The 23068-nt window shown below is 49.7% G+C and carries 20 protein-coding genes; 9 read left to right on the top strand and 11 right to left on the bottom strand.

All coding sequences use genetic code 11. The features are described 5' to 3' along the window. Positions 1-27: 27 nt before the first annotated feature. Positions 28-1905, top strand: coding sequence for a protein kinase domain-containing protein (locus ACFSW8_RS12735; protein ID WP_377089655.1), 1878 nt, complete (start codon positions 28-30; stop codon positions 1903-1905). Positions 1906-1943: 38 nt separating this feature from the next. On the opposite strand, the gene ACFSW8_RS12730 is transcribed toward ACFSW8_RS12735, so the two are convergent. From ACFSW8_RS12730 to ald, 4 genes are read right to left on the bottom strand one after another with little or no spacing between them, the layout of a single operon-like run. After that, positions 1944-4454, bottom strand: a complete 2511-nt coding sequence (locus ACFSW8_RS12730; protein WP_377089656.1) for a GcvT family protein — start codon at positions 4452-4454, stop codon at positions 1944-1946. A 26-nt stretch (positions 4455-4480) separates the two neighbouring features. Next, complete coding sequence (locus tag ACFSW8_RS12725; protein ID WP_377089657.1) at positions 4481-5755, bottom strand: MFS transporter; 1275 nt, start codon at positions 5753-5755, stop codon at positions 4481-4483. After that, positions 5756-6886 carry a 2-aminoethylphosphonate--pyruvate transaminase gene (gene phnW / locus ACFSW8_RS12720; protein WP_377089658.1) on the bottom strand — a complete coding sequence of 377 codons (1131 nt, stop codon included), beginning with the start codon at positions 6884-6886 and terminating at the stop codon, positions 5756-5758. It lies immediately after the preceding gene. A 6-nt stretch (positions 6887-6892) separates the two neighbouring features. Next, a complete protein-coding gene (ald, locus tag ACFSW8_RS12715) occupies positions 6893-8005 on the bottom strand; it encodes an alanine dehydrogenase (protein ID WP_377178411.1) in 1113 nt (370 codons plus the stop codon). Positions 8006-8317: 312 nt separating this feature from the next. Between ald and ACFSW8_RS12710 the strand changes: the two genes are divergently transcribed. Continuing rightward, complete coding sequence (locus ACFSW8_RS12710; protein WP_377089661.1) at positions 8318-9475, top strand: AraC family transcriptional regulator; 1158 nt, start codon at positions 8318-8320, stop codon at positions 9473-9475. Positions 9476-9644: 169 nt separating this feature from the next. Here ACFSW8_RS12710 and phnY read toward each other — a convergent pair whose 3' ends face one another. From phnY to ACFSW8_RS12695, 3 genes are all read right to left on the bottom strand, one after another. Next, positions 9645-11063, bottom strand: a complete 1419-nt coding sequence (gene phnY / locus ACFSW8_RS12705) for a phosphonoacetaldehyde dehydrogenase (protein ID WP_377089662.1) — start codon at positions 11061-11063, stop codon at positions 9645-9647. A 6-nt stretch (positions 11064-11069) separates the two neighbouring features. Then, entirely contained in the window at positions 11070-12308 is a 1239-nt protein-coding gene (phnA, locus tag ACFSW8_RS12700) for a phosphonoacetate hydrolase (RefSeq protein WP_377089663.1), read from the bottom strand. Between the two features lie 145 nt (positions 12309-12453). Further along, on the bottom strand, positions 12454-12819 hold the full coding sequence (locus ACFSW8_RS12695) for a hypothetical protein (RefSeq protein ID WP_377089664.1): 366 nt from the start codon (positions 12817-12819) through the stop codon (positions 12454-12456). A gap of 83 nt (positions 12820-12902) precedes the next feature. On the opposite strand from ACFSW8_RS12695, the gene ACFSW8_RS12690 reads away from it, so the two are divergent. From ACFSW8_RS12690 to ACFSW8_RS12665, 6 genes are all read left to right on the top strand, one after another. Beyond that, positions 12903-13391, top strand: coding sequence for an arsenate reductase/protein-tyrosine-phosphatase family protein (locus tag ACFSW8_RS12690; protein ID WP_377089666.1), 489 nt, complete (start codon positions 12903-12905; stop codon positions 13389-13391). A gap of 102 nt (positions 13392-13493) precedes the next feature. Beyond that, positions 13494-14027 carry an NADH-quinone oxidoreductase subunit NuoB gene (gene nuoB, locus ACFSW8_RS12685; RefSeq protein ID WP_377089667.1) on the top strand — a complete coding sequence of 178 codons (534 nt, stop codon included), beginning with the start codon at positions 13494-13496 and terminating at the stop codon, positions 14025-14027. A 4-nt stretch (positions 14028-14031) separates the two neighbouring features. After that, entirely contained in the window at positions 14032-14595 is a 564-nt protein-coding gene (locus ACFSW8_RS12680) for an NADH-quinone oxidoreductase subunit C (protein WP_377089668.1), read from the top strand. A gap of 69 nt (positions 14596-14664) precedes the next feature. Further along, positions 14665-15321: a rhomboid family intramembrane serine protease gene (locus ACFSW8_RS12675; RefSeq protein ID WP_377178409.1), complete on the top strand. Its 657-nt coding sequence runs from the start codon at positions 14665-14667 to the stop codon at positions 15319-15321. Between the two features lie 8 nt (positions 15322-15329). Beyond that, complete coding sequence (locus ACFSW8_RS12670) at positions 15330-15629, top strand: Dabb family protein (RefSeq protein ID WP_377089671.1); 300 nt, start codon at positions 15330-15332, stop codon at positions 15627-15629. 95 nt (positions 15630-15724) lie between these two features. Further along, positions 15725-16252 carry an ATP:cob(I)alamin adenosyltransferase gene (locus ACFSW8_RS12665; RefSeq protein WP_377089672.1) on the top strand — a complete coding sequence of 176 codons (528 nt, stop codon included), beginning with the start codon at positions 15725-15727 and terminating at the stop codon, positions 16250-16252. 277 nt (positions 16253-16529) lie between these two features. Here ACFSW8_RS12665 and ACFSW8_RS12660 read toward each other — a convergent pair whose 3' ends face one another. The 4 genes from ACFSW8_RS12660 to ACFSW8_RS12645 form a co-directional block, all read right to left on the bottom strand. Continuing rightward, on the bottom strand, positions 16530-19052 hold the full coding sequence (locus ACFSW8_RS12660) for a M16 family metallopeptidase (RefSeq protein WP_377178407.1): 2523 nt from the start codon (positions 19050-19052) through the stop codon (positions 16530-16532). 80 nt (positions 19053-19132) lie between these two features. Beyond that, the gene (gene arsJ, locus ACFSW8_RS12655; RefSeq protein WP_377089675.1) at positions 19133-20383 is read right to left on the bottom strand and encodes an organoarsenical effux MFS transporter ArsJ; all 1251 of its coding nucleotides are present in this window, start codon (positions 20381-20383) and stop codon (positions 19133-19135) included. Between the two features lie 58 nt (positions 20384-20441). Further along, positions 20442-21443, bottom strand: a complete 1002-nt coding sequence (locus ACFSW8_RS12650) for an ArsJ-associated glyceraldehyde-3-phosphate dehydrogenase (protein ID WP_377091511.1) — start codon at positions 21441-21443, stop codon at positions 20442-20444. A gap of 25 nt (positions 21444-21468) precedes the next feature. Then, positions 21469-21792 (bottom strand): ArsR/SmtB family transcription factor, encoded by a 324-nt coding sequence (locus tag ACFSW8_RS12645; RefSeq protein WP_377178405.1) that lies wholly within the window; start codon positions 21790-21792, stop codon positions 21469-21471. Between the two features lie 195 nt (positions 21793-21987). On the opposite strand from ACFSW8_RS12645, the gene ACFSW8_RS12640 reads away from it, so the two are divergent. Further along, on the top strand, positions 21988-23019 hold the full coding sequence (locus tag ACFSW8_RS12640) for a hypothetical protein (protein ID WP_377089677.1): 1032 nt from the start codon (positions 21988-21990) through the stop codon (positions 23017-23019). Positions 23020-23068: the final 49 nt, after the last annotated feature.

The raw sequence follows: 23068 nt of genomic DNA, 5'->3' as shown, positions 1-23068 counted from the left end.
CGGCTGAACTAGTCATACAGAAATCACATGCAAGCGGGGGAGAGATATCGCATCATTGAGCCGTTAGGTTCTGGAGGTTTTGGGTCTGTTTATAAGGCTCACGACACGATGTTGCATCGTGATGTTGCGGTGAAGCGCCTTGATAGAGGTGTGGGTGAGGATGCTCTTAGGGAGCAATTATTGAGGGAGGCAAGGGTGTTGGCTACAATGCAGCATCCGAATATTGTATCGATTTACGATATCAGCACCCAAGAAGATTTCGATGAGATCGTGATGGAATTGTTGGTTGGGGTTTCATTGGACAAGCTAGTGAAGCGGCATTTACTTCAGCCGAGTGATTTTCAAACGGTGGGGATACAGATTTTGCAGGCCCTCTCAGCTGCTCATCAAGCGGGAGTGTTACATTGTGATGTGAAGCCTGAGAACATCATGTTGTGTTTGGCATCAGATGATCGATACGAGGCGAAGGTTTATGATTTTGGGATGTCCTTGCCGACGGCTGAGGAACAGGAGGCGGCAAAGACAAAGCTGATGGGTTCTATTTATGTGATGGCACCTGAGCTTTTCAGTGGTGAGAAGCCGAGTGAAAAGTCCGATTTGTATGCTTTGGGGTGTGTGCTCTACTACATCCTCACTGGGGTATATCCATTTACGGGAGATAATTCCATTCAGGTGATGGCCGCACATATCAAAGGTGAGTACCCTTGCCCGCGAGAACTGCGCAGTGATGTGAGTGAGGAACTGGCTCAATGGTTGGCAAGATTACTACGTCGAGGGGATGTTGAGGCGTATACAAGTGCCAAGGAGGCCTTGAATGAGCTCAAGCTAGTTGCATTAACTCAGAAAGAAGATGAGTTTACATTGTCGACCGAATCAGAAGGAAGAAACAGTCGACTGGTGCGTGCTATAACGGTTGAATCTTTGGCTCAATCGGATGAGGGATCTTCAGGTAAGAATTCGACCGCTTTTTTGAGCAATAGCTTTGCCTATGCTAAGCCCGTAGGGAAAAAAGCGGTGAGAGCCAATACTCAGGACAGTGAAGTTAAATCGAGTATTGAGAGTGAAGAGGAGCTCGTTTTGCCGAGTGATGCCGAATGGTACTTTACTATTAAGGATAAGGTGAAGGGCCCAGTGAGCGTGGAGCAACTAAAGAAGCTTTGTCTGGAGGGAAAGGTCACAGCAGACACATTAGTGTGGCATGAACTGCTGGGTGATTGGGTGGCAGCAAGTAGTTGTGCTGAGACCAAAGCGGCATTTGAAAATAAGTTAGAAAAAGAGCAAGAGGAAGAAACCCAGAGGATAGAGGCTCAGCGTGCTGCGGAAGCGCGCCATGAAGAGGTTATTCAAGAAGAGAAGCGTGAGCGTTATGCGTGGTTGGGGATTGAGGTGCTCATTGTGGTGTTAGCTGGGCTTGTGACATTAGTTTTTAGTCTGATGTACCCCGATGTTTGGCAATATGGGGTTGCTACCTACTTTCTGACCATATTGGCAGTGGGGATGTCAGCATCGCGGATTTATCAATTGAGGAATGGTCAAAAATGGAGTGTTTTTGTGCCATTTATTGGTGACTTATATCACGCAGCTACGGGTAAGAACACACGAGCACTACTCTCGGCGATGATGGTAGTTACAGGAGGCTTGGGTCTTGCTACCTTCTTTTATGGAGAGGCAAAGGCCCTGGAAGCACGTATCGCATTGGGACAGCAAAGTATAATAGACAGCAGGTACCAGATTGAGAATGAAGTGATTGATAAGAATTCCTCATCCTCAGCGGTCATTTCAAGATCTGGTCGCGGGAGTTTTCAGAATTTAAGTTCAGGAGAAGAAATTGCAGATGATGAAAAGGGAGCCAATGGCAAGTTCTCAAACCCACAGAGGGGTTTGAGAAGTTTTCCAGCCCGTTAAGGGGCACTTAAGTATAGGTGGGAAGGGGGGAATGGCTACTAGGCATTTACCTTCTCACGTTTTGGGTCATAAGCTGGTGAGAGGCTTGCTTTGGCTGGGTGTTCTTTGCCCAGGTTGAGGATGGAGAATTGGCCATTTCTCAGGTCGGCGGCCTGCATAGGCGTATCAGTTGACACGTATCCGAGTGCAATGCTGCGGCCGAGAGTGGGTGAGTAGCAGGCTGAGGTAGTGTAGCCGACGATTTTATTGTCCCAAAGAATGGGCTCATTGCCCCAAAGTATGGAGTCTGAATCTTCGAGTACAAAATTGACGAGGCGCTTCGTGAGACCGTTTGTTTTCTGCCTGAGGAGGGCTTGTTTGCCTATGAAGTCGGTATTCCAATCTATGGCGAATCCGAGTCCTGCTTCTAGAGGCGTTTCATCTGGGGAGAGTTCGTGGCCAAAGGCGCGGTAGCCTTTTTCGATACGCATGATGGAGATGGCATTGTTGCCGGCAGGGCGAAGCGTTGGAGAGGCATTGCGCAAGGCGTCCCAGAGGGCTTCAGCTTGTTTGGCATCTACGTGCAATTCCCAGCCGAGTTCGCCGACATAGGTGAGGCGAATGGCTCGCACTGGGATATTGGCGATGTGGATAGATTGAGAATCACCAAAGGCAAAATTTTCATTACTGAAGTCAGCATCACTGACTTTTGATAAGAGTTTACGCGAGTTGGGACCCATCACTGAGAGCACTGAGCGTTGGTCTGTGATGTCGGTGAGGGTGGCTTGAGCATTTTCTGGAATGTGTCGAGTGATCCAGTCAAAGTCTTTCATCTGTTGGCCCGTGGCTGTGATGATGTAGAAGGTTTCTGCGGATTCCCGGACGACTGTTAAGTCGCTTTCGAAGGTTCCTGAGTGATTGAACATGCCTGTGTAGACAGTTTTACCCACAGGGACGTCGATGTTTCCGCCACAGAGGTGTTGAAGGGTTGCCAGGGCATCAGGGCCCGTGAGTAAGAATTTAGCAAAAGTCGATTGATCGAGTAGGGCGTGGTCTTCTCGGCAGGCCTTGACCTCTTGCGCGGTCCATTCTTGCCAGTTTTGTTTGAGAAAGGAGTATTTTACTTCAGGCGGTTGTCCTGGGGGAGCATAGAAGAGTGGGCGTTCCCAGCCGGCGGTCTCGCCGAATCCGGCATTTTCTTGCTGATGTTTTTCGAACAAGGAGGAGGCTCTGATGTCTCGAGAAGTTTCCATTTGTCTCCCAGGCCAAGCCATTTGGTAGTGGAGTCCAAGTACTTCGCTGACGCGTTCTTGAAGGTATTTTCTGCCGTTTTGGAAAGGAATGAAGCGCCTGACGTCGACACTGCAAAGGTCTAGGGTCATGCCACCATTTTCAATCCATTCGACAGCATATTTTGCAGCTCCTGGGGCACAAGCAATGCCTGCAGAATTCCAGCCACCGAGGATGAAGAGCCCTTCAGTGAGGAAAGGTTGCCCCATGATGAAGTTGTTGTCGGGAGTGAAGGCTTCTGGGCCATTGACAAATTTAACCACATCATCACGCGTGATGCCCTTGAGTCTGTGCATATGGTCCTTGAAGGGGTCTAAGAAGTCAGGCCAGTCAGGTTCTAACAAATCATAGGCAAAGTTCTTTGGAACATGGTCAGCGACTTGCCAGGGTTTGGATCGTTTTTTGAAAGCGCCGAGTTTGAGTCCACCGTCATCGAGAGCGCGGAAGTAGAGTCCGGCATTGGGGTCTCTGGTGCAGGGGCTGTTGCGAGTCACGCCTTCAATGGGGCGAGTGATGACATAGTGGTGTTCGCATGGATAGACTGGAATATCGATACCTGCATTGAGAGCAAGTTGTCGCATCCACATGTTACCAGCCATGATGACCCAATCGGCTTCTATGACTCCTTGGTCGGTTTCGACACCTGTGATGCGTTTGATCCCTTGGTTGTTTTCATGGTAGATGAGTTTTTGGGCGTGGATGTTTTCGATGATTTTGGCACCACGTTGTTGTGCCCCCTTTGCAAAAGCGACGGTGGCTTCACCGGGGAGGACTCTGCCATCGCCGGGAAGGTAAATGCCACCGATGAGGTCCTCTGTATTAAGCATCGGCCAGTAGTTGGCACAGGCTTCACCAGATATGAGAGTGGCTTCTACTCCAAAGACTTCAGCCATCGCAGCGTTCCTTTGCAATTGCCTCCAGCGTTCGTCACATGAAGCGAGTTGTAGGCCCCCGCACTGAAGCCAGCCAGGGTCGTGGCCGGTATCTTGCTTGAGTTGTGCAAAGATTTCAGTGGAGGCTTTGTTGACTTTTGTTTGGGCAGAGCTGGCACGCAATTGCCCTACTTGGCCGGCTGAGTGCCAAGTGGTTCCGGATGAGATATTGGATTGCTCAAGCAAGACGATGTCGTTCCAGCCTGCACGGGCCAGTTGATAGGCCATGCTGGTGCCGGCAATGCCGCCGCCTACTACGACGACTCGAGCTTTACGTGGAAGGCTATGGCGCGGGAAGTCGTATTGGGCTTTTACAGGCGTATTCGTATGCAGTGTTTGTCTATTCATTATCTGCGATGGCGTTTATGTGATTGTTAGGCCTTTCCAACTTGTCTGCGTAGAGCGACTGGAAAGGTGAGGAGAATGGCAAGAGCGGTGAGGGCGATGAAGAGGAGGAAGACACCGTCCCAACCATAGCTTTGTTTGATCCAAATGGGGACAATTCCAGCTAGTGCGCCGCCAACGGACCCTAGGCCGTTAACTATACCTGTTGCCGAAGCTGCGGCGTCGGCTCCAGCAACATCTTGAGCGGCTGTGCCCGAGACCTGTGCGTCCGCAATGTAGAGAAATAGACCCACAGCGCCCAAACTGAAGAGTACTGCTAGATATGAGCTATGCGCATAATTTCTGAATACAAAGAGTGCTGCGCATAGTGCGATAAGACCTAGCCATGCGAGGCGACCACGGTTTTCGCTGAAAACCTTGTCGGCTAAAATTCCGCCACAAAGAAGACCAATGACACCACCAACTTCAAACGCGTTAGAGCTATAGGCTGAGACATCTGTATCGTAGTTTAGGCGTTTTTCAAAATAGAATGGCAGCCAGATAAAAAACGTATAACGAATAAACTTCAGAGAAAAGTAAGAGCCGCCATAGAGTAGGATAATGGGGTTTGTGAGCATGCGTTTGAAGTTGCCTTTTTGAGAGGCATTTTCAGCGCTTGCGCCATTACGCCGTTGGATGGTGAAGCCTTTTTGTTCTGGGCGATTGATGAGAAAGAGGCCTTGGATGATAGCGACAGAGAGAACGGTAAAGCCTGTGACGAGAAAGCTTAATTTCCAGTTGTAATGTTCTACGAGGTATCCGCAGACGACATTGGCTGAAATGCTTCCTAGGACGTAGCAAAGTGACCAGATACCCATGACTCGACCTCGGCTATCGTGGGGGATCCAAGTGGCGATCAATTTACAGTTGTTAGACCAGCCAGTTGATTGGAACAAGCCATTGAGTGGCCAGGCAATGAGGAGGACCAAGGTGAGAGGGAAGAAGCCAATGGCGATAGATGCGATGGCTGATAAAGCCATGCCGCAGAAGATCATTATGCGTGCGCCCAATTTATCTCCGAGTCCACCGCAGATGAACTGACCTAGCGCGTAGAGAATACCGTAGCCACTTTGGATCCAGCCAATGGTTTCTTCAGTGAAGCCCTCTTCGATCATGGAAGAGGTCGCGATTCCTAAGTTTTTACGCGTGTAGTAGTAAAAGAAGTAACTGAGAAATGAGAGGATGACGATGCGCGCTTGAAATGATTTGAGCCCGTCTTGTGAGTCCGATTGGGGGGGCTCGGTCAATGATTTCGAAGCGCTCATTTAGACAAGCTGTGCATTCCAGTACATACTTTTTTCAACGGCGAGGATGAGTCTATCAATATCTTCGGGGTAAACGTGGCCGATGGTACCGATTCTAAATGAGTCGATTCCAGTGACTTTACCTGGGTAGATGACAAATCCTTTTTGTTTGAGTAGATTGTAAAATTTAAGGAAGTCGTACTCTGGAGAATCTGGATTATAGAATCCGGTGATAATAGGGCTTTGCAGGTCTTTTGGAAGGACACAGCGGAAGCCGAGTTTCTCCATACCTTCGACAAGGCGCTTTTGGTTTTCTGTGTATCGAGCGAAGCGGGCTGACACACCGCCTTCTTCATCCAGTTCGATCATGGCTTGGTGGAAGGCACGTGTGACGTGTGTGGGGCTGGTGAAGCGCCATTTGCCATTGCCCTCTTCCATGCCCTTCCATTGGTCGTAGAGGTCGAGTGAGAGTGAGCGTGCGATACCCTTGGTCTTCTCAAGCTCAGTGGTCTTACAGATGACGAAGCCGAATCCAGGCACGCCTTGGATGCACTTATTGGCTGAGGAAACCAGGAAATCGATATCGAGTTGTGCGATATCGAGTGGCACACCCCCGAAGGCAGACATTGAGTCGACGAGAAAGACTTTTTGGTGACGTTTTACGATAGCAGCAATTGCTTCGAGTGGGTTCATCATACCCGTTGTTGTTTCGTTATGGACAACAACGACATGGGTGATGCTCTTATCTGAAGAGAGAGCTAGATCTAACTGAGCTAGATCTGGGGGAGCAAGTTCACCCGTGTCGTGAATGATGTGGTTAATTTTTAGGTAGCTCGCAATCTTAGCGAGTCGATTACCGTATGCACCATTTGCTAGGACTAACAGTTTACCATCTTCAGGTACTACAGAGCCAATCATTGATTCCACAGAGAAGGAGCCAGAGCCTTGCATGAGTACGGTAGTGTACTTTTCTGGGGCTGTCGAGGTGGCTAGTTTTACTAGGCCTTGGCGGATTGGAGTGACAATTCCTAAATTGTAATCGTCATCCCATGTACACCAATCGCGCAGCATCGCTTCACGGACTGTGGGGCTGGTTGAGAGTGGTCCTGGAGTGAGTAGAATGTATGGGTTATCAAGTGAACTGTTAGTCATAGTGTTTTATGTTGTTAGGTGGTCGGTAGCTAATGAGAGAGGAATGCCATGCGCTGTAGCAACGGGCTCACAGGTGAGTTTTCCTTTAGTGCAGTTAATGCCATTGATGAGTTCTGGACGTTTGAGAGCTGCGCTGGCAACGCCATTTTCTGCGATGAGAGCGGTCCATGAGTGTGTGACATTGTTGAGTGCCTGCGTAGCGGTACGGGCATAAGCGCCGGGCATATTCGCGACACAATAATGCACAACGCCTTCTTCAATGAAGGTAGGCGCTTCGTGGGTAGTGGCTCTTGTGGTTTCTGCGCAACCGCCTTGGTCGACTGCGATATCGACAAAGACGCTGCCGGGTTGCATGAGCTTGAGCATATCGCGAGTGATCAGCTTGGGTGCTGCTGCACCAGGGACGAGAACCGCGCCGATGACGAGGTCTACGCGAGGTAGCAGTTCACTGAGATTTGCTTCTGTTGAGAAGACTGTATGGGTGCCTTCCATGGTGATATCGAGGAAGCGCATACGGTCAAAGTCGACTTCGAGAATCGTGACATCCGCACCGATTCCTTTCGCAACGCGGGCAGCATTGACTCCGGCTGTGCCACCTCCGATGACAACGACACGACCGGGAGCGACACCTGGAACACCACCGAGCAAGGTACCGCGACCTGTGTTGTGTTTGGCGAGGTGGTAGCTGCCGACGATGGCTGACATGCGGCCAGCAATTTCAGACATAGGCTCGAGAAGCGGAAGGTGGCCGTTGACTTCGATTGTTTCGTAGGCGATGGCAGTACATCCAGTCGCGACGAGTGATTCTGTGAGCTCTTTGTCTGCAGCCAGGTGGAGGTAGGTGAAGAGAATGTGCTGATCGGTCAGCATGGCAACCTCAGAAGGTTGAGGTTCCTTGACCTTAACAATGAGGGTGGATTTGGCAAAGACCTCTTCGGCGGAGTCAAGGATGGTTGCGCCGCATGCGAGGTATTGCTCGTCCGTGTAGCTGGAGCCTGCTCCAGCATTTTTTTCAACAAAGACCGTATGGCCGCGCTTCACGAGATCCTTAACGGATGAGGGGATCATGGAAACGCGATGCTCTTGGTTCTTGATTTCTTTGGGTACGCCGATGTTCATTATTTTGATTGTTTAATATTAGCTGAATCGCCAATTGATTGTGACCGACTGGTCTGGTCAATGAGCCTTCTAATATTGTGCGGAAAGTGGAGGAATATCTACCTATTTGCGGCAATATGCCGATTTTGATGGAAATTGTAATTTTCTGGGAATTTAGCCCGAATGTGGAGGGTGAGTGTGTGGTTGAGTAGGCTGATTTGCCTTACACCACTAGGAATAGCAGGACTTGATGGTAGATGGCGAAACGATACTGATGGACTAATCGACATTTTATATGTAGAAATGGCCGAGTGTTTAGTGTAGGAGATCGATATGCAAGCCACGCTGAAGCGCATTGGGTTAAGGATACCGAATTGGTTCATGATGCAGGATGCCATCTTACTGGGTATTGTGGAGTATATCCGTGAGCACGATAAGCTGTGGCAGCTAGAGGTACCGAGGGGGTCTGATGGTGAGTTACCGGAAGTGAAGATTGATGCGTGCTGGGACGGGGATGGCTTGATTAGTTTTCGCTACACAGCTGAGGAAGTTGCGGCGTTCCGGCAGCGTGGGGTTGCACATGTAAATTTGAGTTCGGTGAGCCATGCAGGTTTGGCGACGGTGCTACCGAACAATGTGGCTGCAGGTGAGTTAGCTGCGCAGCATTTGCTGAACATTGGTTTGGTCAATTTTGTTTATATTGGGCGCTCTGAGAGGAACTATTCGCGTGAGCGATTTTCTGGATTTCAGCGTGTGTTAGCGCGCGAGGGTGCTCAAGTGGAAGCCTTTGATTTAGATGTGAATGCTTTGGCTGTAGGTGAACGGGCTGGGTACATGGCTAACAAGTTGAGAAGGTTGTTACCTCGATTGGCAACTCCCTGCGGTGTGTTCGCGGCTGATGACTTGTTAGCAGCGAATATTTTAAGGGTTGCGGCAGATTTAGGGATCAATGTTCCGGGGCAATTGGCTGTGATTGGTACGAATAGCCAGCCGATTTTTTGTTTGAGCACCCGTCCGAGTTTGACGAGTGTGCAATACCCGGGACGCGAGATTGGCTACAAGGCTGCAGAGAAGTTAGATAATTTGCTTTCGGGTAAAGAAGAAGAAGTGGAGTCGGTGGTGCCAGTGAGGCTGGTGGATGCCCGTGAGTCAACGAACACCTTGGCATACAGTGATGAGAGGTTGAAGAAGGCGTTAAAATTTATTCAAGTGCATGCACCAAGTGAGGCATTGCAAGTCAATGAGGTTTGTACTCACCTTGCTATCAGTAAGAGTTCATTGAAGGAGCTGATGTCAAGGGAGTTGGGGAGGTCTCCAAAAGCTGAAATATCGAGGGTGCGATTGGAGGTTTTCAAGCGCTACTTGGAGGAAACGGATATGTCGGTCAAAGAGATTTCGTACGCAATGGGATTTCCTGCAGCTGAGGAAGCCTCAAGGTTTTTTAGAAGGATGTGTGAAATGACGCCGACACACTATCGCGAGCTATGCTAGGGAGGCGTGAGAGTTTCCCCATGGTTTATGCGATAGTGTCTTGGTTATTTGTATCACGAGCTTTTGGGGAGGAATAAGAAGCGCGTGCTTTTCACTAGGCACGCGCTTGCACAGCCAGAATAGTTTAGGCTGTATGGTTTGAATGAGGTCTCTGTTAGCGTCTAGTAAGCTATTCCCAGGGGAAGGAGAAGGTCTTTGTGGTTTGCATGAACTTCATGGCTTCAATGACGCCTTCTTTAATGCCGAGACCAGAGTCTTTGATGCCGCCGAAAGGGCTGCATTCGATACGGTATCCAGGGACCTCATTGATGTTAGTTGTGCCGGTACGGAGGTGTTTTGCAGCCTTGAGGGCGAGTTGTAGGTCGTTGGTGACCACTCCGGAGCTGAGTCCAAAGTTCCCTCCATTGTAGTATTCAATGGCATCATCTAAGTCCTTGATTGGAATGATGGGGGCGAGGGGACCAAATGATTCGTCGGCGACCATTTGGGTGTCACGCGGTACGTTGGCGATCACAGTAGGTTCGAGCAAAGCGCCTGAGCGATTGCCTCCGAGGAGCACTTTGGCCCCGTCAGCGACAGCCTTTTCAACCACTTCTTCGAGGTAGATGGCAGCGGCTTCATCAATGACAGTGCCCACTCTGGTTTCAGGGTCTTCAGGGTCACCTGAGGTGTACTCTTTGGCTTTTTCAACAAAGCGCTCGGTGAATGTCTCGAGAATGGATTCTTGCACGAGGATGCGTTTGACCGCGGTGCAGCGCTGGCCAGAGTTGCGGAAGGCACCTTCGGCTGCGAGCGTGACGGCTTTTTCGAGGTCGGCATCTTCAAGTACGATCAGTGGTGAGTTTCCTCCAAGTTCGAGGCAGGTTTTTTTATAGCCTGCAGTTTTTGAGATGTGTTTTCCGATAGCGACTGAGCCTGTGAAGGAGACCATTTCAACTCGCTCGTCAGTGATCATGGGGGTCACGACTTCGTCGAGATCACCGACAAAGACCTGCAACATCCAGCTTGGCAAGCCAGCCTGGTAGAGAATTTCGGCGAAGCGGATCGCTACGAGTGGTGTTTTCTCGGATGGTTTCAGGAGCATTGGTGTGCCAGCAGCAATTGCTGGGGCGACCTTGTGAGCCACTTGGTTGAGTGGGTGGTTAAAGGGGGTGATCGCGCTGACCAGTTGGAGGGGTTGCTTGAAGGTGACGATCTTTCTGGCTTTGCCTTGAGGTGAGATATCACAAGAAAAAACTTCGCCGTCATCTTTGAGCGCTTCAATGGCGGCAAACTCTAACACATCTGAGCTGCGGCCAGTTTCATACATGGTTTCACGCATGCAAAGGCCGGATTCACGGCAGAGCAATTTGGCTAGGTCTTCGCGTTGTTCGGCGAGGAGGTCAGCGGCTTTGCGGAGAATCGCGTGGCGTTCGTATCGGCTCAGTGAGGTGTTTTTCGGGGAGATAGCGTGTTCGATAGCCTCGTGCAGCTGGGCGTTAGTGATTTTGCTAACAGTTCCCGTGAGGCTATTGTCGTATGGGTAGAAGACTTCTAGTTTATCGTCGCTATGGACGGCTTTGCCTGCGATATAGGAAGGTAAATTCATTTAGTATTAAGCGTTAGCATTACAAGCGAAGGCGAAGACGTCAAAGTTTCGAGGGTCGCCAGTCGCAATCAATTTGTACTCAGCGTTAAGTGGCTCAGAAAGGAGGAGAGGTACCATTTCTTCGTATCGGCCACCGTGGGAACGTAGGCCCCCTTTGAGGACGGAAAGGTCGTGGTGCTCAGGAGTCTTGCCGACGACGACATCGCGCCCAGAGAGCACAGTGATGTCTCCGATGCGGTCTGGAGCGAGTTCGAGTTTAAGAGCTGCCATTTCTCTGTTATAGACCTCGGTGATTCCCTCTTGTCGGAGGAGGAAGTCCATGAGCTCGTCAGCACGCGAGGGGTCATCGAGGTGGACCATGACAAGTGAGCCAAGTGCTCCGTGGTGCACCACATAGGGGTCAGTGATAGGGCAGATGACTGAGATGCCATCTTTGCCAAATTGCTCTTGGAGGAGTGATTCAACGAAGATGACTTTAGGCTCACCGTTAGAATCATTTTTAGCATTCATCCCGTGGTCAGCAGTGGCCGCTACGACGCAACCTGCGTCAAGGAGGCGTCCGATCTGCTCATCCATCTGTTGATAGAACTCGAGTGACTCTTGGTCGGTGGGACCAAACTTATGTTGCATGTAATCGGTCAATGAGAGGTAGAGGAAATCAGCTTTTCCTTGTTCGACGAGGGCCGCACCAGCTTCGAGGACGTAGATGGAGGCGTCACCTGAGTAGATTTCAGGTTTGGGTTTACCAATGATGTCTTCGGCATTATCGACTCCATGGGTGGAAGCGACGGCTTCATTGACCTTTTCAGATGAAAAGGCAATGCCCCCGCGTTCGACGATGCCATCACCAAGGACGGTACGCAGTTTTTCCTTTGCGGTGATGAAGGCCACTTTTCTGCCGGCGTCAGCAGCAGCATTGAGGATCGTATCACAGCGGCGGAATTCGGCGGAATTCATCATGACTTCTTCACCAGTCTCAGGGTTAAGGAAGAAGTTGCCGCAGATACCCGTCACAGCCGGAGGAGCACCTGTGACGATGGCTGAGTTGTTGACGTTGGTGAAGGAAGGAAGGGCTCCACGCACCATGCCGCGGTAGCCACTTTTGACCATTGCTTCTAGACGGGGCATATAGCCTTGGGCGATGGATTCGCTAATGTATTCGTCGGCACAGCCATCGATACAGATGACAGCTACGGGGCGCGAAGGAAGGTTGTAACTACGATTATTTACTGAAAATGATGCCATAGGATGATTCAAATTAGGTCACCCCCAGTCATCGTGCATGACATAGATCTCTGCCACGAAAATTCGTTGTTAAAAAAGCCATGAGTAATAGCATTTTGGCCTTACTTTGAGGATTTGGCCACACGGGCCAAGTTGTGATGCGCTATCAGCACATGACATCTTTGGCATTGACTCTAGCGAGGATGAGGAGCCAGAGGAGCATGGCGAGGAAGTAGCCCGGTTCATATGAAGCGAGATTCTCAACGCTTGGGAGCAGGGCGTCATTTGAATAGGGAAAAGCGAAAATGCGGACGAGTGAGAGAGTGATGAGCGAGCCTGCAGCGATCCAGAAAGCTTTGTTAGGAAGGATAAAAAGTGCGCTGGTGAGTGAGAAAATAGCGAGTGAGCTGGAGGCGGCCATCCAGATGAGGGTGATGTTCCTCGAGGAGGAAGTTGAATGAATGTGCTCAGCGAGTGAGTAACTCAGGAGAGAGAAGAGAATGAAACCAATGAGGGAGAACGCGATGCGCATGGTGGAATTTTAGGGAGCTCATGAGAAAAATGCAATAGAACTTCCCGCTTGAATTGTTGGGTCTCAGCTGTGAGTTTCTGCGTATGCAAAGCGAGAAACGCGTGCTGTTTATCTGCACAGGCAACACATGTCGCAGCCCTATGGCTGAGGGAATTTTCCGTAAGGCGATTAAAGATCATGAGGGATTACTATCCATTGGTTCGGCTGGAGTGGCAGCGTATGATGGCGATAGAATCAGCCCTGAATCTGCTGACGAGCTGGAAAGTCGTGGGGCGAGTTTGAATGATTTCAGAAGTCGTTCTGTCACAGAAGAGATGCTGGAGCAGGCGACGCATGTGTTTGCAATGACAGCAGCGCATTTGCACATGCTTACACAGGCATTTCCTGGGTATGCTGAGAAGTGTTATTTGGTGTGTGATTTCATTGAGATCAATGGCAAGGCTGGGATAGATGTACCCGATCCGATAGGGATGGGTAAGCGTGCCTACCAACAGGTCGGAGAGGTGTTTGAGTATGCGATTCCAGCCTTGATTGCGTACATCGAGAATGAAGATGCAGGGCACGAGAGTTAAGCTTCATAGCTAGAGATCGAGGCAGGAAGAGAATTCGGATAACATTTAGCTTGTGGCACTCGATACGCGCAGTAGAGTGACTTGCGAATTTAAAAAAATCCTATGGTATCGCCAGACCCACATAGCACTGATTTTGCTTACGACTCAAAGATCGAAGGCAATGTTATTTTCACCCAGTTAGACGCCGCAATTAACTGGATGCGTAAGAACTCGTTGTGGCCGATGCCAATGGGGTTAGCTTGTTGTGCGATTGAATTGATGGCTACAGCATCTTCTCGCTTCGACATTTCTCGTTTTGGTGCGGAAGTGATGCGTTTTTCACCCCGTCAAGCGGATGTGATGATTGTTGCAGGCACGGTGACTTACAAGATGGCGCTTGCGGTGAAGCGGATTTGGGATCAGATGCCAGAGCCTAAGTGGTGTATCGCTATGGGTGCCTGTGCTTCATCAGGCGGGATGTATCGGTCCTATGCGACCTTGCAGGGGATTGATCGATTGATTCCTGTGGATGTGTACATTTCTGGGTGTCCACCACGTCCTGAGGCATTGATTGAAGGCTTAATGAAGCTACAAGCGAAGATTGAGCAGGAGGAATCCGCCAAGACACTGAAGCAAGAACCCGAAGCCATTTCCTAATAAGATGAGCACACATGTAACAAAGCTGCAGGAGGTTTTTGGTGATGGCATTCTCAGTCAGCACGAGTTTCGGGGGGAGCAGACAGTCGTGGTTGCACTAGCGCAGCTCAAGGAGGTAATGGCTTATTGTAAAGATTCGCTGGGCTTTGATTTTTTGATCGACATCTGCAGTGTGGATCACGAGTCAGTGCATCCAAGGTTTGAGGTGGTGTATGAATTGGCATCAGTAGATGACTCACAGCATTTGCGGGTCAAGGCGCCGGTGGCCGAAGACGAAGATGTGCCTACGGTGATTGACTTGTGGAAGACGGCGGATTGGCATGAGCGGGAGGTTTACGATATGATGGGCATCAAGTTTAGCGACCATCCTAACCTGAAGCGTATTTTGATGTGGGAAGGCTATCCTTATCATCCATTGCGCAAGGAATTTCCTTTGGCTGGTAAACCGACTGAGATGCCAGATGTTGCCTTTACAGGAGTGGCGCCGATGGAAGGTGGCCCTTTTGTGACTAGCTCCAGTGCCAAGGACACCGTTGCTGGAGAACCCAGAGCAAAGGGAGAAAGTTAAGTTGTTCTCCTAGGCATATAGTGGATCGAATGACTCCGAGAATCACGTGATGTGGCTCGGAGTTTTTTTATGATGATTGTTTTAGCACTCATACTTTTGTTGGTTCATACAGCTCTTTTTTTGAGTGGTGGGGTGGACCAACACATCGAAGTTTATGACGAGTTAGGTTTGAGCCTTTTGGGACTGAAATCTGGAAAACTCTGGCAGTGTTTCAGCTACGCAACTCTCCACGGTTCATGGTACCACTTGGGTGTTAACCTAATTTTGTTAGTTACAATTGGTGGTAAAGTGCAGGGGTTATTTGGGCGTCGGGTGACCTTTACAGTGCTGTGTAGTTCCATTTTGTTAGGGGCAATTTTCCATTGTGTTATCGAGTACTTCGGGAGACATGCGGTGGGGAGTTTATTAATTGGTATTTCGGGTGGGGTAATGGGGCTATTGATTTTTCTATGTTTCAGGATGAGGGATGTAAGGATATTTGGTGGGCGCTTGGGTTTGGGGTATTTAGCGTACGGTTTGTTGTTGAGTGAAGCTGGACTGGCTTTGATGGACCCGGCGCTTGGATTACCAGGATTTGAGCAAATTGGGGTAGGGCTCAGTCAGTTGATGGGAGGTTCAGTGTTTAAGATCGCACACGCATGTCACTTTGGTGGTGGATTAGCAGGATGGCTTTGGGCGAGGTATGGCGCATTTTCTACTTGGAATGAGAAGGCATTCGGTAGATGAAATGAGTCATGCAACATCACGTATATTTCTGGTTAAAAGAAGAGCATCAAGACGCTGAAACCCGAGCCGCATTTGAGAAGGGTCTCGATGCTGTTTGTCAGGTACCTAACATTGCTTCAGGTAATTGGGGAAAGCCAGCTCCAACACCTGAGAGACCAGTGACTGATAAGTCATTTGATTATGGCCTCTATTTGAGCTTTGACTCGATTGAGAAGCATGACGCTTATCAAGTTCATCCCGAGCACGATGTTTTTGTCGATGGCTTCAAAGATCTGTGGGAGAAGGTGTTGGTGATGGATGTTGAGTAGACATTTGATTTACACATGACATTTTACGACTGTGCGGATGAGTGATCATCCGCACTTTTTTTTGCAATATTTCAGAGGCTTGTTAGTGTGCCAATATGAGCATAAGCACACGTCGTGGCGACCAAGGAGAGACAGATTTATTATTTGGAAAGCGGGTAGCAAAGACGCACCCTCGAGTGCGCTGCTGTGGTGCGATAGATGAGTTAAATGCTCATTTGGGAGTGGTACGAGCCTCTGAGGTGTCAGATGAGATGGAAAGCTGGATTAATGGCATTCAGAAGCGCTTAGTGGGACTGATGGGTGTGGTGGCGACTGACTTAGGTGATCACCAGCGGTATGAAGAAAAAGGGTATCAAGGGATTGCGGCGAGCGACGTGGAATGGCTCGATGCTATTGTTCACGAGCTAGAGACTGTGAAAGGCCATCGCTTTAGAGGATGGTCGCGCCCTGGTCAAGCTGGTGCCTTATCGGGAGCATATCTTGATGTTGCTCGAACAACCTGCCGTCGCTCTGAGTTGGTGAGCTGGGAGATTGAAGATAATGAGCTTGATATTGTTAGGCAGTTTTTAAACCGGCTTTCGGATGTGCTTTGGCTCTTAGCCAGAAGCAGGGATGCTGAGTAGGATGTGTCAAAGATGTCACTAAAGGCTGGGGAGGATTCCTTGAAAGATGGCATGGTATCTGCAGTATCTATGTTGTGTTTAAAATACCAACAGATTGGATCATCGTGAGTGTAGTGGCAGTTCTTGGCATTGCTTGCTTAGTTGCATCACACAAGATGAACGAGGAAATCGTTCACAACACGAAAGCAGCAGTACAGGAAGTCAGCCACTAAAGTTACTGACAATAGAAATCATAGCTAGAGGGTGTCCGGCCATTGCAGCCGAACAGCCTCTTTTTTTAGGGTTGCACAGTCACGGTGACCGCAGGCTGAGAGCCGAAGTACTTAGCTGCAGCGTTCTTAATTTGCTCGAGAGTGACGGCTTTGATTTTTTCACCTGATTGTCTGTGATGCAGCGGACTGAATCCGAGTACGGTGTCGATAGCACAGAGGCGGGCCATTGCTGCATTGGATTGGTTGCTCAATGCTTGGGATGCAAGCCATGAATTTTTTACAGAGTCCAGAGTGATTTGATCCATACCATTTTGAGCAATCTCACTGATAGTTTGTGTTAGGGCATCTTGAGCGAGCGCGAGTTGTTCTGGTGAGGTGCCGAGGTAAAAGGCAAACATACCAGTATCATGACCGTGGAACTGGGTGGCACTACAATAGTATGCGAGGCCCATTTCCTCGCGTATTTTAGTAAAGAGTGGGCCCGCCATGTCGGAGCACCATGCATGAATGAGATCGAGGGCATGGATGTCATCTGCGTGGATGGAGGCCCCCGGGTATGCAATGGCGAGGACAGCTTGTTGCTTATCTAGAGTGATGTTGATTTTCTCTGGAGCAGAGGCACAGCTTTGTGAGGGCGGAGTGAGTGGCTTGCCTCGTTTAATTTGCGAGAGGTATTTCTCTGCAAGTTTGATTGTTTCGACGGGGTCGATATCTCCGAAAATAGCAATTTGTGTATTTTCAGCGGTGTAGTAGAGGGAATGGTGGGCTGAGAGAGTGAGTCTATCGATCGCCTCTAATGACTGGGTAGTACCGAGGCGGTTGATGCCGTATCCTTCGCCACAGAAGAGCGAGTTTCTAACAGTTTTGAACGCATTGGAGACTGGGTCTTCGTCTTGTTCTAACAATGCGGTTGATTGAGTTTTCTTTTCGAATGAAATATTTTCTTGATGGAAGGCTGGGTTGGCGAAGCAATCAGCGAATATTTCGAGTACGGTGTCGAGGTCTTGGTTGAGGCAGCTAGCGGCGAGAGCTGAGGTATTGTTACCTGAGCTAGCGCCGAGAGTTGCACCGATACTTTCTAACTGAGTGGCGATTTCAGCACCGCTACGGGAATCGGTTCCTTTGGTCAGTAGGGAGGAAAGAAGAGTGGATAGTCCTGCGTTTTCAGGGGTTTCAGAAGTGAGCCCAGCACGAATAGCTGCCTGAATTGAGACCATGGGAAGGCGAGGGTCTGCACAGAGGTGAAGTTGGAGGCCATTGCTGAGTGTGTGGCTAACGATTTCTTTAGAACTGTTTTGGGAGGATTCTGCAGATTGGGTCTCTGTGGAGTCGAGAGGGTCGAGTGAGGTTTCTGTGAGGCGGGAGGTATTGAGAAGATAGGTTTGGCAGACGCGTCGGATATCTGCTTCTGTGACTGCATCTACTGAGGAGATAAAGTCTTTGGTGTAGTTTAGGTTTCTGGCTTCATGCCAATTACTTGCGAGGTCAGAGGCTCTGCCTGAAGCTGTTGTTAGGGTCTTAAACTGTGAGACAAGACACATACGTTTTGCTTTGGCAAGTTCGGCTTCTAGTGAGTCATGGCAAAGGTCTTGGATTTCCTGATGGATAGCGGACTTGAGGGTCTCGCGTTGATCGTGTGGTACTTCAGCACTGATGCTAAAGAGGCCGGTGGCATGTTTTGTGAGCCACGCCCAAGAAGCAATGTGAAGGCAGAGTCCTTTTTCCTCGCGAAGGTTTTGGTAGAGGCGGGATGAACGTCCTCCACCGAGGATGGTTGAGAGGAGTTCGAGGGGGGCGGCATCTGGGTGGCTGAGTGAGGGAGCTTGCCAGGCAAGTGTTAGTTTACTTGCTGGTACAGCAAAGGTTGAGCGCTCAATGCGCCTGCCTAGCTGTGGCGGTTCTTCTGAGACCACGGGATGATGGGTGAAGCTGCGTGGAATAGAGCCTACGAGGTCATTGATTACTTTGAGGAGTGCGTTGACTTCGAAGTCACCAGAGATGGAGAGGAAGGCATTTTCGGTGGTATACCTTTCTTGATGGTATTGCACCATATCAGCATGGGTGATTTGGTTGAAGAGCTCTAGGTGGCCGATGACGGGCTGAGCTCTGCCGTCATTGGCGAGAGCGGTTGCGAAGAGTTGGCGTGATGCTCTACTATCTGGGTCATCGAGTCCCATATCGATTTCACGGCGGATGACATCTTTTTCTTTCTCAAATTCGTTTTCGGGGAAACTTGGTTTGAACACCATTTCTGTGACGGCTTTGAGGAAGGTTTCGGCGGATTCCTTTGGGCCATCGATATAGTAGACAGTTCGGTCGAAGGTGGTGTAGGCGTTCCATTGGCCGCCTGCCGCTTGAACGACTTGGGAGAGTTCCTCACCTGAAAAGGACTCGGTGCCCTTGAAGACCATATGTTCTAGGAGGTGGGAGATACCGGCTCCCAACCATTGGCCTTCGTGGATACTTCCTGTTTCTACCCAGACTTGCGTTGAAATGACTGGGGCTGAGGAATCTGGGTTCAGGATGACCTTAAGGCCGTTATCGAGTGTGTGAATCGTCGCGGTAGTATCGGGAAACATAGTAGGCATGCAATCTGAAGTCAGAGAGGTGTACTGTGGCAAATCCGAGAACGCTATCGCAAATCGCTAGGAGAGCTAAAAAAGTCTTTTCAGTCGGCGACTGGTTTCCTTGCTGAAGCTGTTTTTGGCAATTTGAGTGAGGTGAATGCAGCGACTAAGGTGAGTCCGGCTGCAGTCCATAGGCAGGCAGGTAAACCCGCCCATAGGTAAACAGCTCCGGATAGGAGGGTGCCGAGCAGGCGGCCGCAGGCATTGGCCATGTAGTAAAAACCCACATTCAGCGAAACTGAGTCGTCATCGGTATAGGCTAGAATGAGGTAGGAGTGGAGGGATGAATTGATGGCGAAGATGAAACCAAAAACGCAGAGGCCACCTAACAATGTATAGGTGAGATGGAAGTCTAAGCTGACAGCCATGGCCATTGTGGCGCAGAGAAGGCTGAGGGCAAAGATCCAGAACTTTGCTGAGTGGACGCAATGTGCGAGGGCGCTGGTATCAGGGTTAGATTTATTAAGGCGTGTGAACTTGGGTGCGAGTGCTTGGACGAATCCGTAGCCAATGACCCAGAAGGCCATGAAGCCACCGACTTGCCAGAAGTCCCAGTGGAGGACATCGTGAAGGAAGATGGGGAGTCCCACGACAAACCAAACATCTCGGGATGCGAAGAGGAATGCTCTGGCGAAGGATAGTTTGTTAATGGCTGGGCTTTTTGAGAAGAGCTGGGTGAATTTTGTCTTTTGTTTTGATTTACCGAACGAGCCTTTGACCTTGCAGAGGCTGACGATCAATACGATGGCCAGCATGCCTGCCAGAGTATAGAGTGATGAGTCGAAGCCTAATTTGGCAAGCAGGAGGCTCCCCAAGAAAAAGCCGACGCCTTTGAGCGCATTTTTGGAGCCGGTGAGAGCAGCGACCCATTTGAAGAGTTTACCTTCAGCATCTGCGTTCTCGTCATTGATGACAAGTTTGACAGCACTCTTTGAGCTCATCTTAGTGAGGTCTTTTGCCACACCTGCGAGTGCTTGAATGGCCATCACAAAACCAACAGTTAGGTAGGGGTGCCAGGTGTCTGAGACGGAGCTCAGTGCGAGGAGGGCAACGATTTGGAGGCTGAGTCCTATAAATAAGGTGCGTCTTAGGCCGTAGCGCGAGCCAACCCAACCACCGATTAGATTAGTGACAATGCCTGCACATTCGTAGAGAAGGAAGAGAAATGCCAGCTGGACTGGGGAATACCCAAGCTCGTGAAAGTGCAGAAGCACAATCATACGAAGGGCTCCGTCGGTCAGCATGAAGGCCCAATAGGCGAGTGTCACGAGTGCGTATGTTCCCTTAGTCACAGCAAGTTTGTTGGTTCGGCGGGTGGGTAATGCGTGGGGGGGAGGTATGTTGGCTACACTAAGCGATGGAGTGAGCGACTTTTTGGACGAGCTCCATCAAGCGGTTGGCATATCCGACTTCATTATCGTACCAGACAAAGAGTTTGAGCATGCGGCCGTCGACTACCATGGTGGAAGGGGCGTCGATGATTCCGGAGCGCGTGTCATTGGTAAAGTCAGCTGAGACAAGGGGCTTTTCTTCATAGCCAAGAATTCCTTGCAGTTCTCCCTCAGCGGCATCTTTAAGCAAGGTGTTGACTTCTTCGGCTGTGACATCGCGTTTGAGTTCAAAGACACAGTCGGTTAGAGACGCATTGAGCAGGGGAACGCGAACGGCGTGCCCGTTCAGCTTTCCTTTTAGATCTGGGTAGATCAAGGTGATGGCGGTGGCTGATCCAGTAGTAGTGGGGATGAGTGAGTTGATGGCAGACCGTGCGCGTCGGAGATCTTTGTGAGGTGCGTCGACAATGACTTGGGTGTTGGTGAGATCGTGCAGGGTCGTGATGGTGCCACGTTCGATGCCAATTTTTTCGTGCACAACCTTGATGGCAGGTGCAATGCAGTTGGTGGTACAAGAGGCTGCCGTGACAATGCGATGTTGCTCTGGATTGTAGAGTGAATCGTTACAGCCCATTACGACATTGAGTACCTCATCTTCTTTTACGGGGGCGGCGACGACTACTTTCTTTACACCTTGCGCAAAGTAGGCTTCGAGCTGTTTCACTGACTTAAAGACACCTGTGGCTTCAATCACGATGTCGCAAGCTGACCAATCGGTGTCTTCGATAGCCGCGTTCTGGGTGTAATTTATTTCTTCGCCGTCGACTATGATAGTGTTGTCGGTGGATTGAATGTCGCGTTGCCATCTTCCGTGAACCGTGTCGTACTCTAAGAGATGAGCGGCAGTTGCAGCCGGGCCACCCAGCTCATTGATTTGTTTAATAGTGTAGGCTTTACTGTCGAAGCCAGCTCGAAAGCCGAGTCTTCCCATGCGGCCGAAGCCATTGATTCCGATATTCATAGTTTTGATGTTTAGAGAGTGAGAGTTAGCAACAGTGATCTTTTGTCGGTGTACAGAGTTCAGGGCGTCCTTCACAGCAATCCTCCGTGAGGAAGCCAATTAAATTGCGTACGCCCTCTATTTGTATGCTGTAGATGATGCTGCGGCCTTGGCGTTGGGAGTTGATGAGTCCAGCGGCGTTGAGCTCTTTGAGGTGAAATGAGAGTGTGTTTGGCTGGATTTTGGTGGTTTCGGCTATTTGACCTGCGCTCATGCCCTTGGTTCCACAGGGGACCAAGAGGCGAAATATTTCGAGTCTCGATTCTTGAGCGAGTGCGCTGAGTTTGGTGATGGCCAGCTGGGAGTTCATACTTCGATGGTTATCGAAATGATGCTTTATGGTCAAGTCTGAGCTGAGTGACAGAGTGGTCACATGGGGAAGCGTTCAAGTTAAGACCAGTGCTTTCTGGTTGACCATTAGCAGAAAAGAGTACTGTATGAGGTGCAATCGTAGTCTACTTTAGGTAGTAGACTAATGATTTTGCGAACACACCTATAGAAAACAATGAAAGTAGTATACAAGACGATGATGGCCTTTGGAGCCGTAGCGACTTCGCTATGTGCCCAGACCAACATTGATCGGCTATTCACAGACGAGGGCTATTGGGCCATGTCTGCGAAGGCTGCTGCGGGTGAGTTTCCTGATTTTAAATGGGAAGCATCTGCAGACAAGGCTGAGCTGAAGAATGACGACATTCGTTTGTGGAACCGAGATGTTGATGGATTTGACATGGTTTCGAGAGCGAATTTTCTTCGTGAGCTCAATGTCTTGGTCGATGAGACAAAGGACAAAGCAAGTTTTACCGAGACCTTAGAAGAATGGGTTGCGGTATTTGATGCCAATCTCAAAGTTGAGCACACGAAGGATGCTTATACTGGCAAAGATGGCACAAAGGCGATGAAGTACCGATGGAAGCAGGAGGAATACTATGTGTACCTCACTGGTGAAGCCAAAGGGGACGCATTCGCAGTCAAATTACAGTACAAGCCGAAGGTGGTGACTGATGCACCAGCCTCTGTGCAAGCTGAGAAGGACCGCTATGACGGCATTTACGAGCGTAGCTTTTACACTCCTGATTATTCCAAGTCCTTCAAGGGGCGGATCGTAGGGTTTGATCAGGGAAAGGAAACGATTGAGGTTCAGACAAAGAAGTCAAAGTTAACTGTCCCACTTGATAAACTCAGTGAGCGCGATATTGCGTACTACGAGGAGATCAAGGATTTGGTGATTGCGACGAAGAGTTTGAGCATCACGATTAAGGAATCAAAGGCCAAAGCTGAGCGTGCGGGGCGTGCGATCACGGTAAATACACACTTTGACATCACATTGTTTAACCGCTCAGCTGAGAAGATCGATGAGATCGAGCTCGAGTATGATATTTACTACAAAGTTGATACACTCGACGGTCCTCCAGTTTTAACAAAGACTAACGGATCAGAAACGGTTACTTCACTCTTTGGGAAGTACCGCGAGACCATTTACACTGACGCGATTCCGATTGTGCGAGAATCTCGTCCAGGCGTAGGAGGTGGATGATGAGGCTCTGGAACACCTGCCGGTCGGCGGGTAGATAGCATGGTAGGTC

The sequence above is a fragment of the Rubritalea tangerina genome, assembly GCF_042683245.1.
Lineage (GTDB): Bacteria > Verrucomicrobiota > Verrucomicrobiia > Verrucomicrobiales > Akkermansiaceae > Rubritalea > Rubritalea tangerina.
The sequence above is the reverse complement of the archived record's forward strand: the minus strand, read 5'-3'. Positions and strand labels throughout refer to the sequence as shown.

What these genes read in the sequence shown, in the direction of transcription:
- nuoB (WP_377089667.1), top strand. Translation starts at nt 13,494, where the DNA reads ATGGTATCGCCAGACCCACATAGCACTGATTTTGCTTACGACTCAAAG.
- ACFSW8_RS12695 (WP_377089664.1), bottom strand. Translation starts at nt 12,819, where the DNA reads ATGCGCATCGCGTTCTCCCTCATTGGTTTCATTCTCTTCTCTCTCCTG.
- ACFSW8_RS12730 (WP_377089656.1), bottom strand. Translation starts at nt 4,454, where the DNA reads ATGAATAGACAAACACTGCATACGAATACGCCTGTAAAAGCCCAATAC.
- ACFSW8_RS12710 (WP_377089661.1), top strand. Translation starts at nt 8,318, where the DNA reads ATGCAAGCCACGCTGAAGCGCATTGGGTTAAGGATACCGAATTGGTTC.
- ACFSW8_RS12660 (WP_377178407.1), bottom strand. Translation starts at nt 19,052, where the DNA reads ATGCCTACTATGTTTCCCGATACTACCGCGACGATTCACACACTCGAT.
- phnW (WP_377089658.1), bottom strand. Translation starts at nt 6,886, where the DNA reads ATGACTAACAGTTCACTTGATAACCCATACATTCTACTCACTCCAGGA.
- ACFSW8_RS12680 (WP_377089668.1), top strand. Translation starts at nt 14,032, where the DNA reads ATGAGCACACATGTAACAAAGCTGCAGGAGGTTTTTGGTGATGGCATT.
- phnA (WP_377089663.1), bottom strand. Translation starts at nt 12,308, where the DNA reads ATGGCATCATTTTCAGTAAATAATCGTAGTTACAACCTTCCTTCGCGC.
- ACFSW8_RS12735 (WP_377089655.1), top strand. Translation starts at nt 28, where the DNA reads ATGCAAGCGGGGGAGAGATATCGCATCATTGAGCCGTTAGGTTCTGGA.
- ACFSW8_RS12690 (WP_377089666.1), top strand. Translation starts at nt 12,903, where the DNA reads ATGCAAAGCGAGAAACGCGTGCTGTTTATCTGCACAGGCAACACATGT.
- ACFSW8_RS12645 (WP_377178405.1), bottom strand. Translation starts at nt 21,792, where the DNA reads ATGAACTCCCAGCTGGCCATCACCAAACTCAGCGCACTCGCTCAAGAA.
- ACFSW8_RS12670 (WP_377089671.1), top strand. Translation starts at nt 15,330, where the DNA reads ATGCAACATCACGTATATTTCTGGTTAAAAGAAGAGCATCAAGACGCT.
- phnY (WP_377089662.1), bottom strand. Translation starts at nt 11,063, where the DNA reads ATGAATTTACCTTCCTATATCGCAGGCAAAGCCGTCCATAGCGACGAT.
- ACFSW8_RS12640 (WP_377089677.1), top strand. Translation starts at nt 21,988, where the DNA reads ATGAAAGTAGTATACAAGACGATGATGGCCTTTGGAGCCGTAGCGACT.
- ACFSW8_RS12725 (WP_377089657.1), bottom strand. Translation starts at nt 5,755, where the DNA reads ATGAGCGCTTCGAAATCATTGACCGAGCCCCCCCAATCGGACTCACAA.
- ACFSW8_RS12675 (WP_377178409.1), top strand. Translation starts at nt 14,665, where the DNA reads ATGATGATTGTTTTAGCACTCATACTTTTGTTGGTTCATACAGCTCTT.
- ACFSW8_RS12650 (WP_377091511.1), bottom strand. Translation starts at nt 21,443, where the DNA reads ATGAATATCGGAATCAATGGCTTCGGCCGCATGGGAAGACTCGGCTTT.
- ACFSW8_RS12665 (WP_377089672.1), top strand. Translation starts at nt 15,725, where the DNA reads ATGAGCATAAGCACACGTCGTGGCGACCAAGGAGAGACAGATTTATTA.
- ald (WP_377178411.1), bottom strand. Translation starts at nt 8,005, where the DNA reads ATGAACATCGGCGTACCCAAAGAAATCAAGAACCAAGAGCATCGCGTT.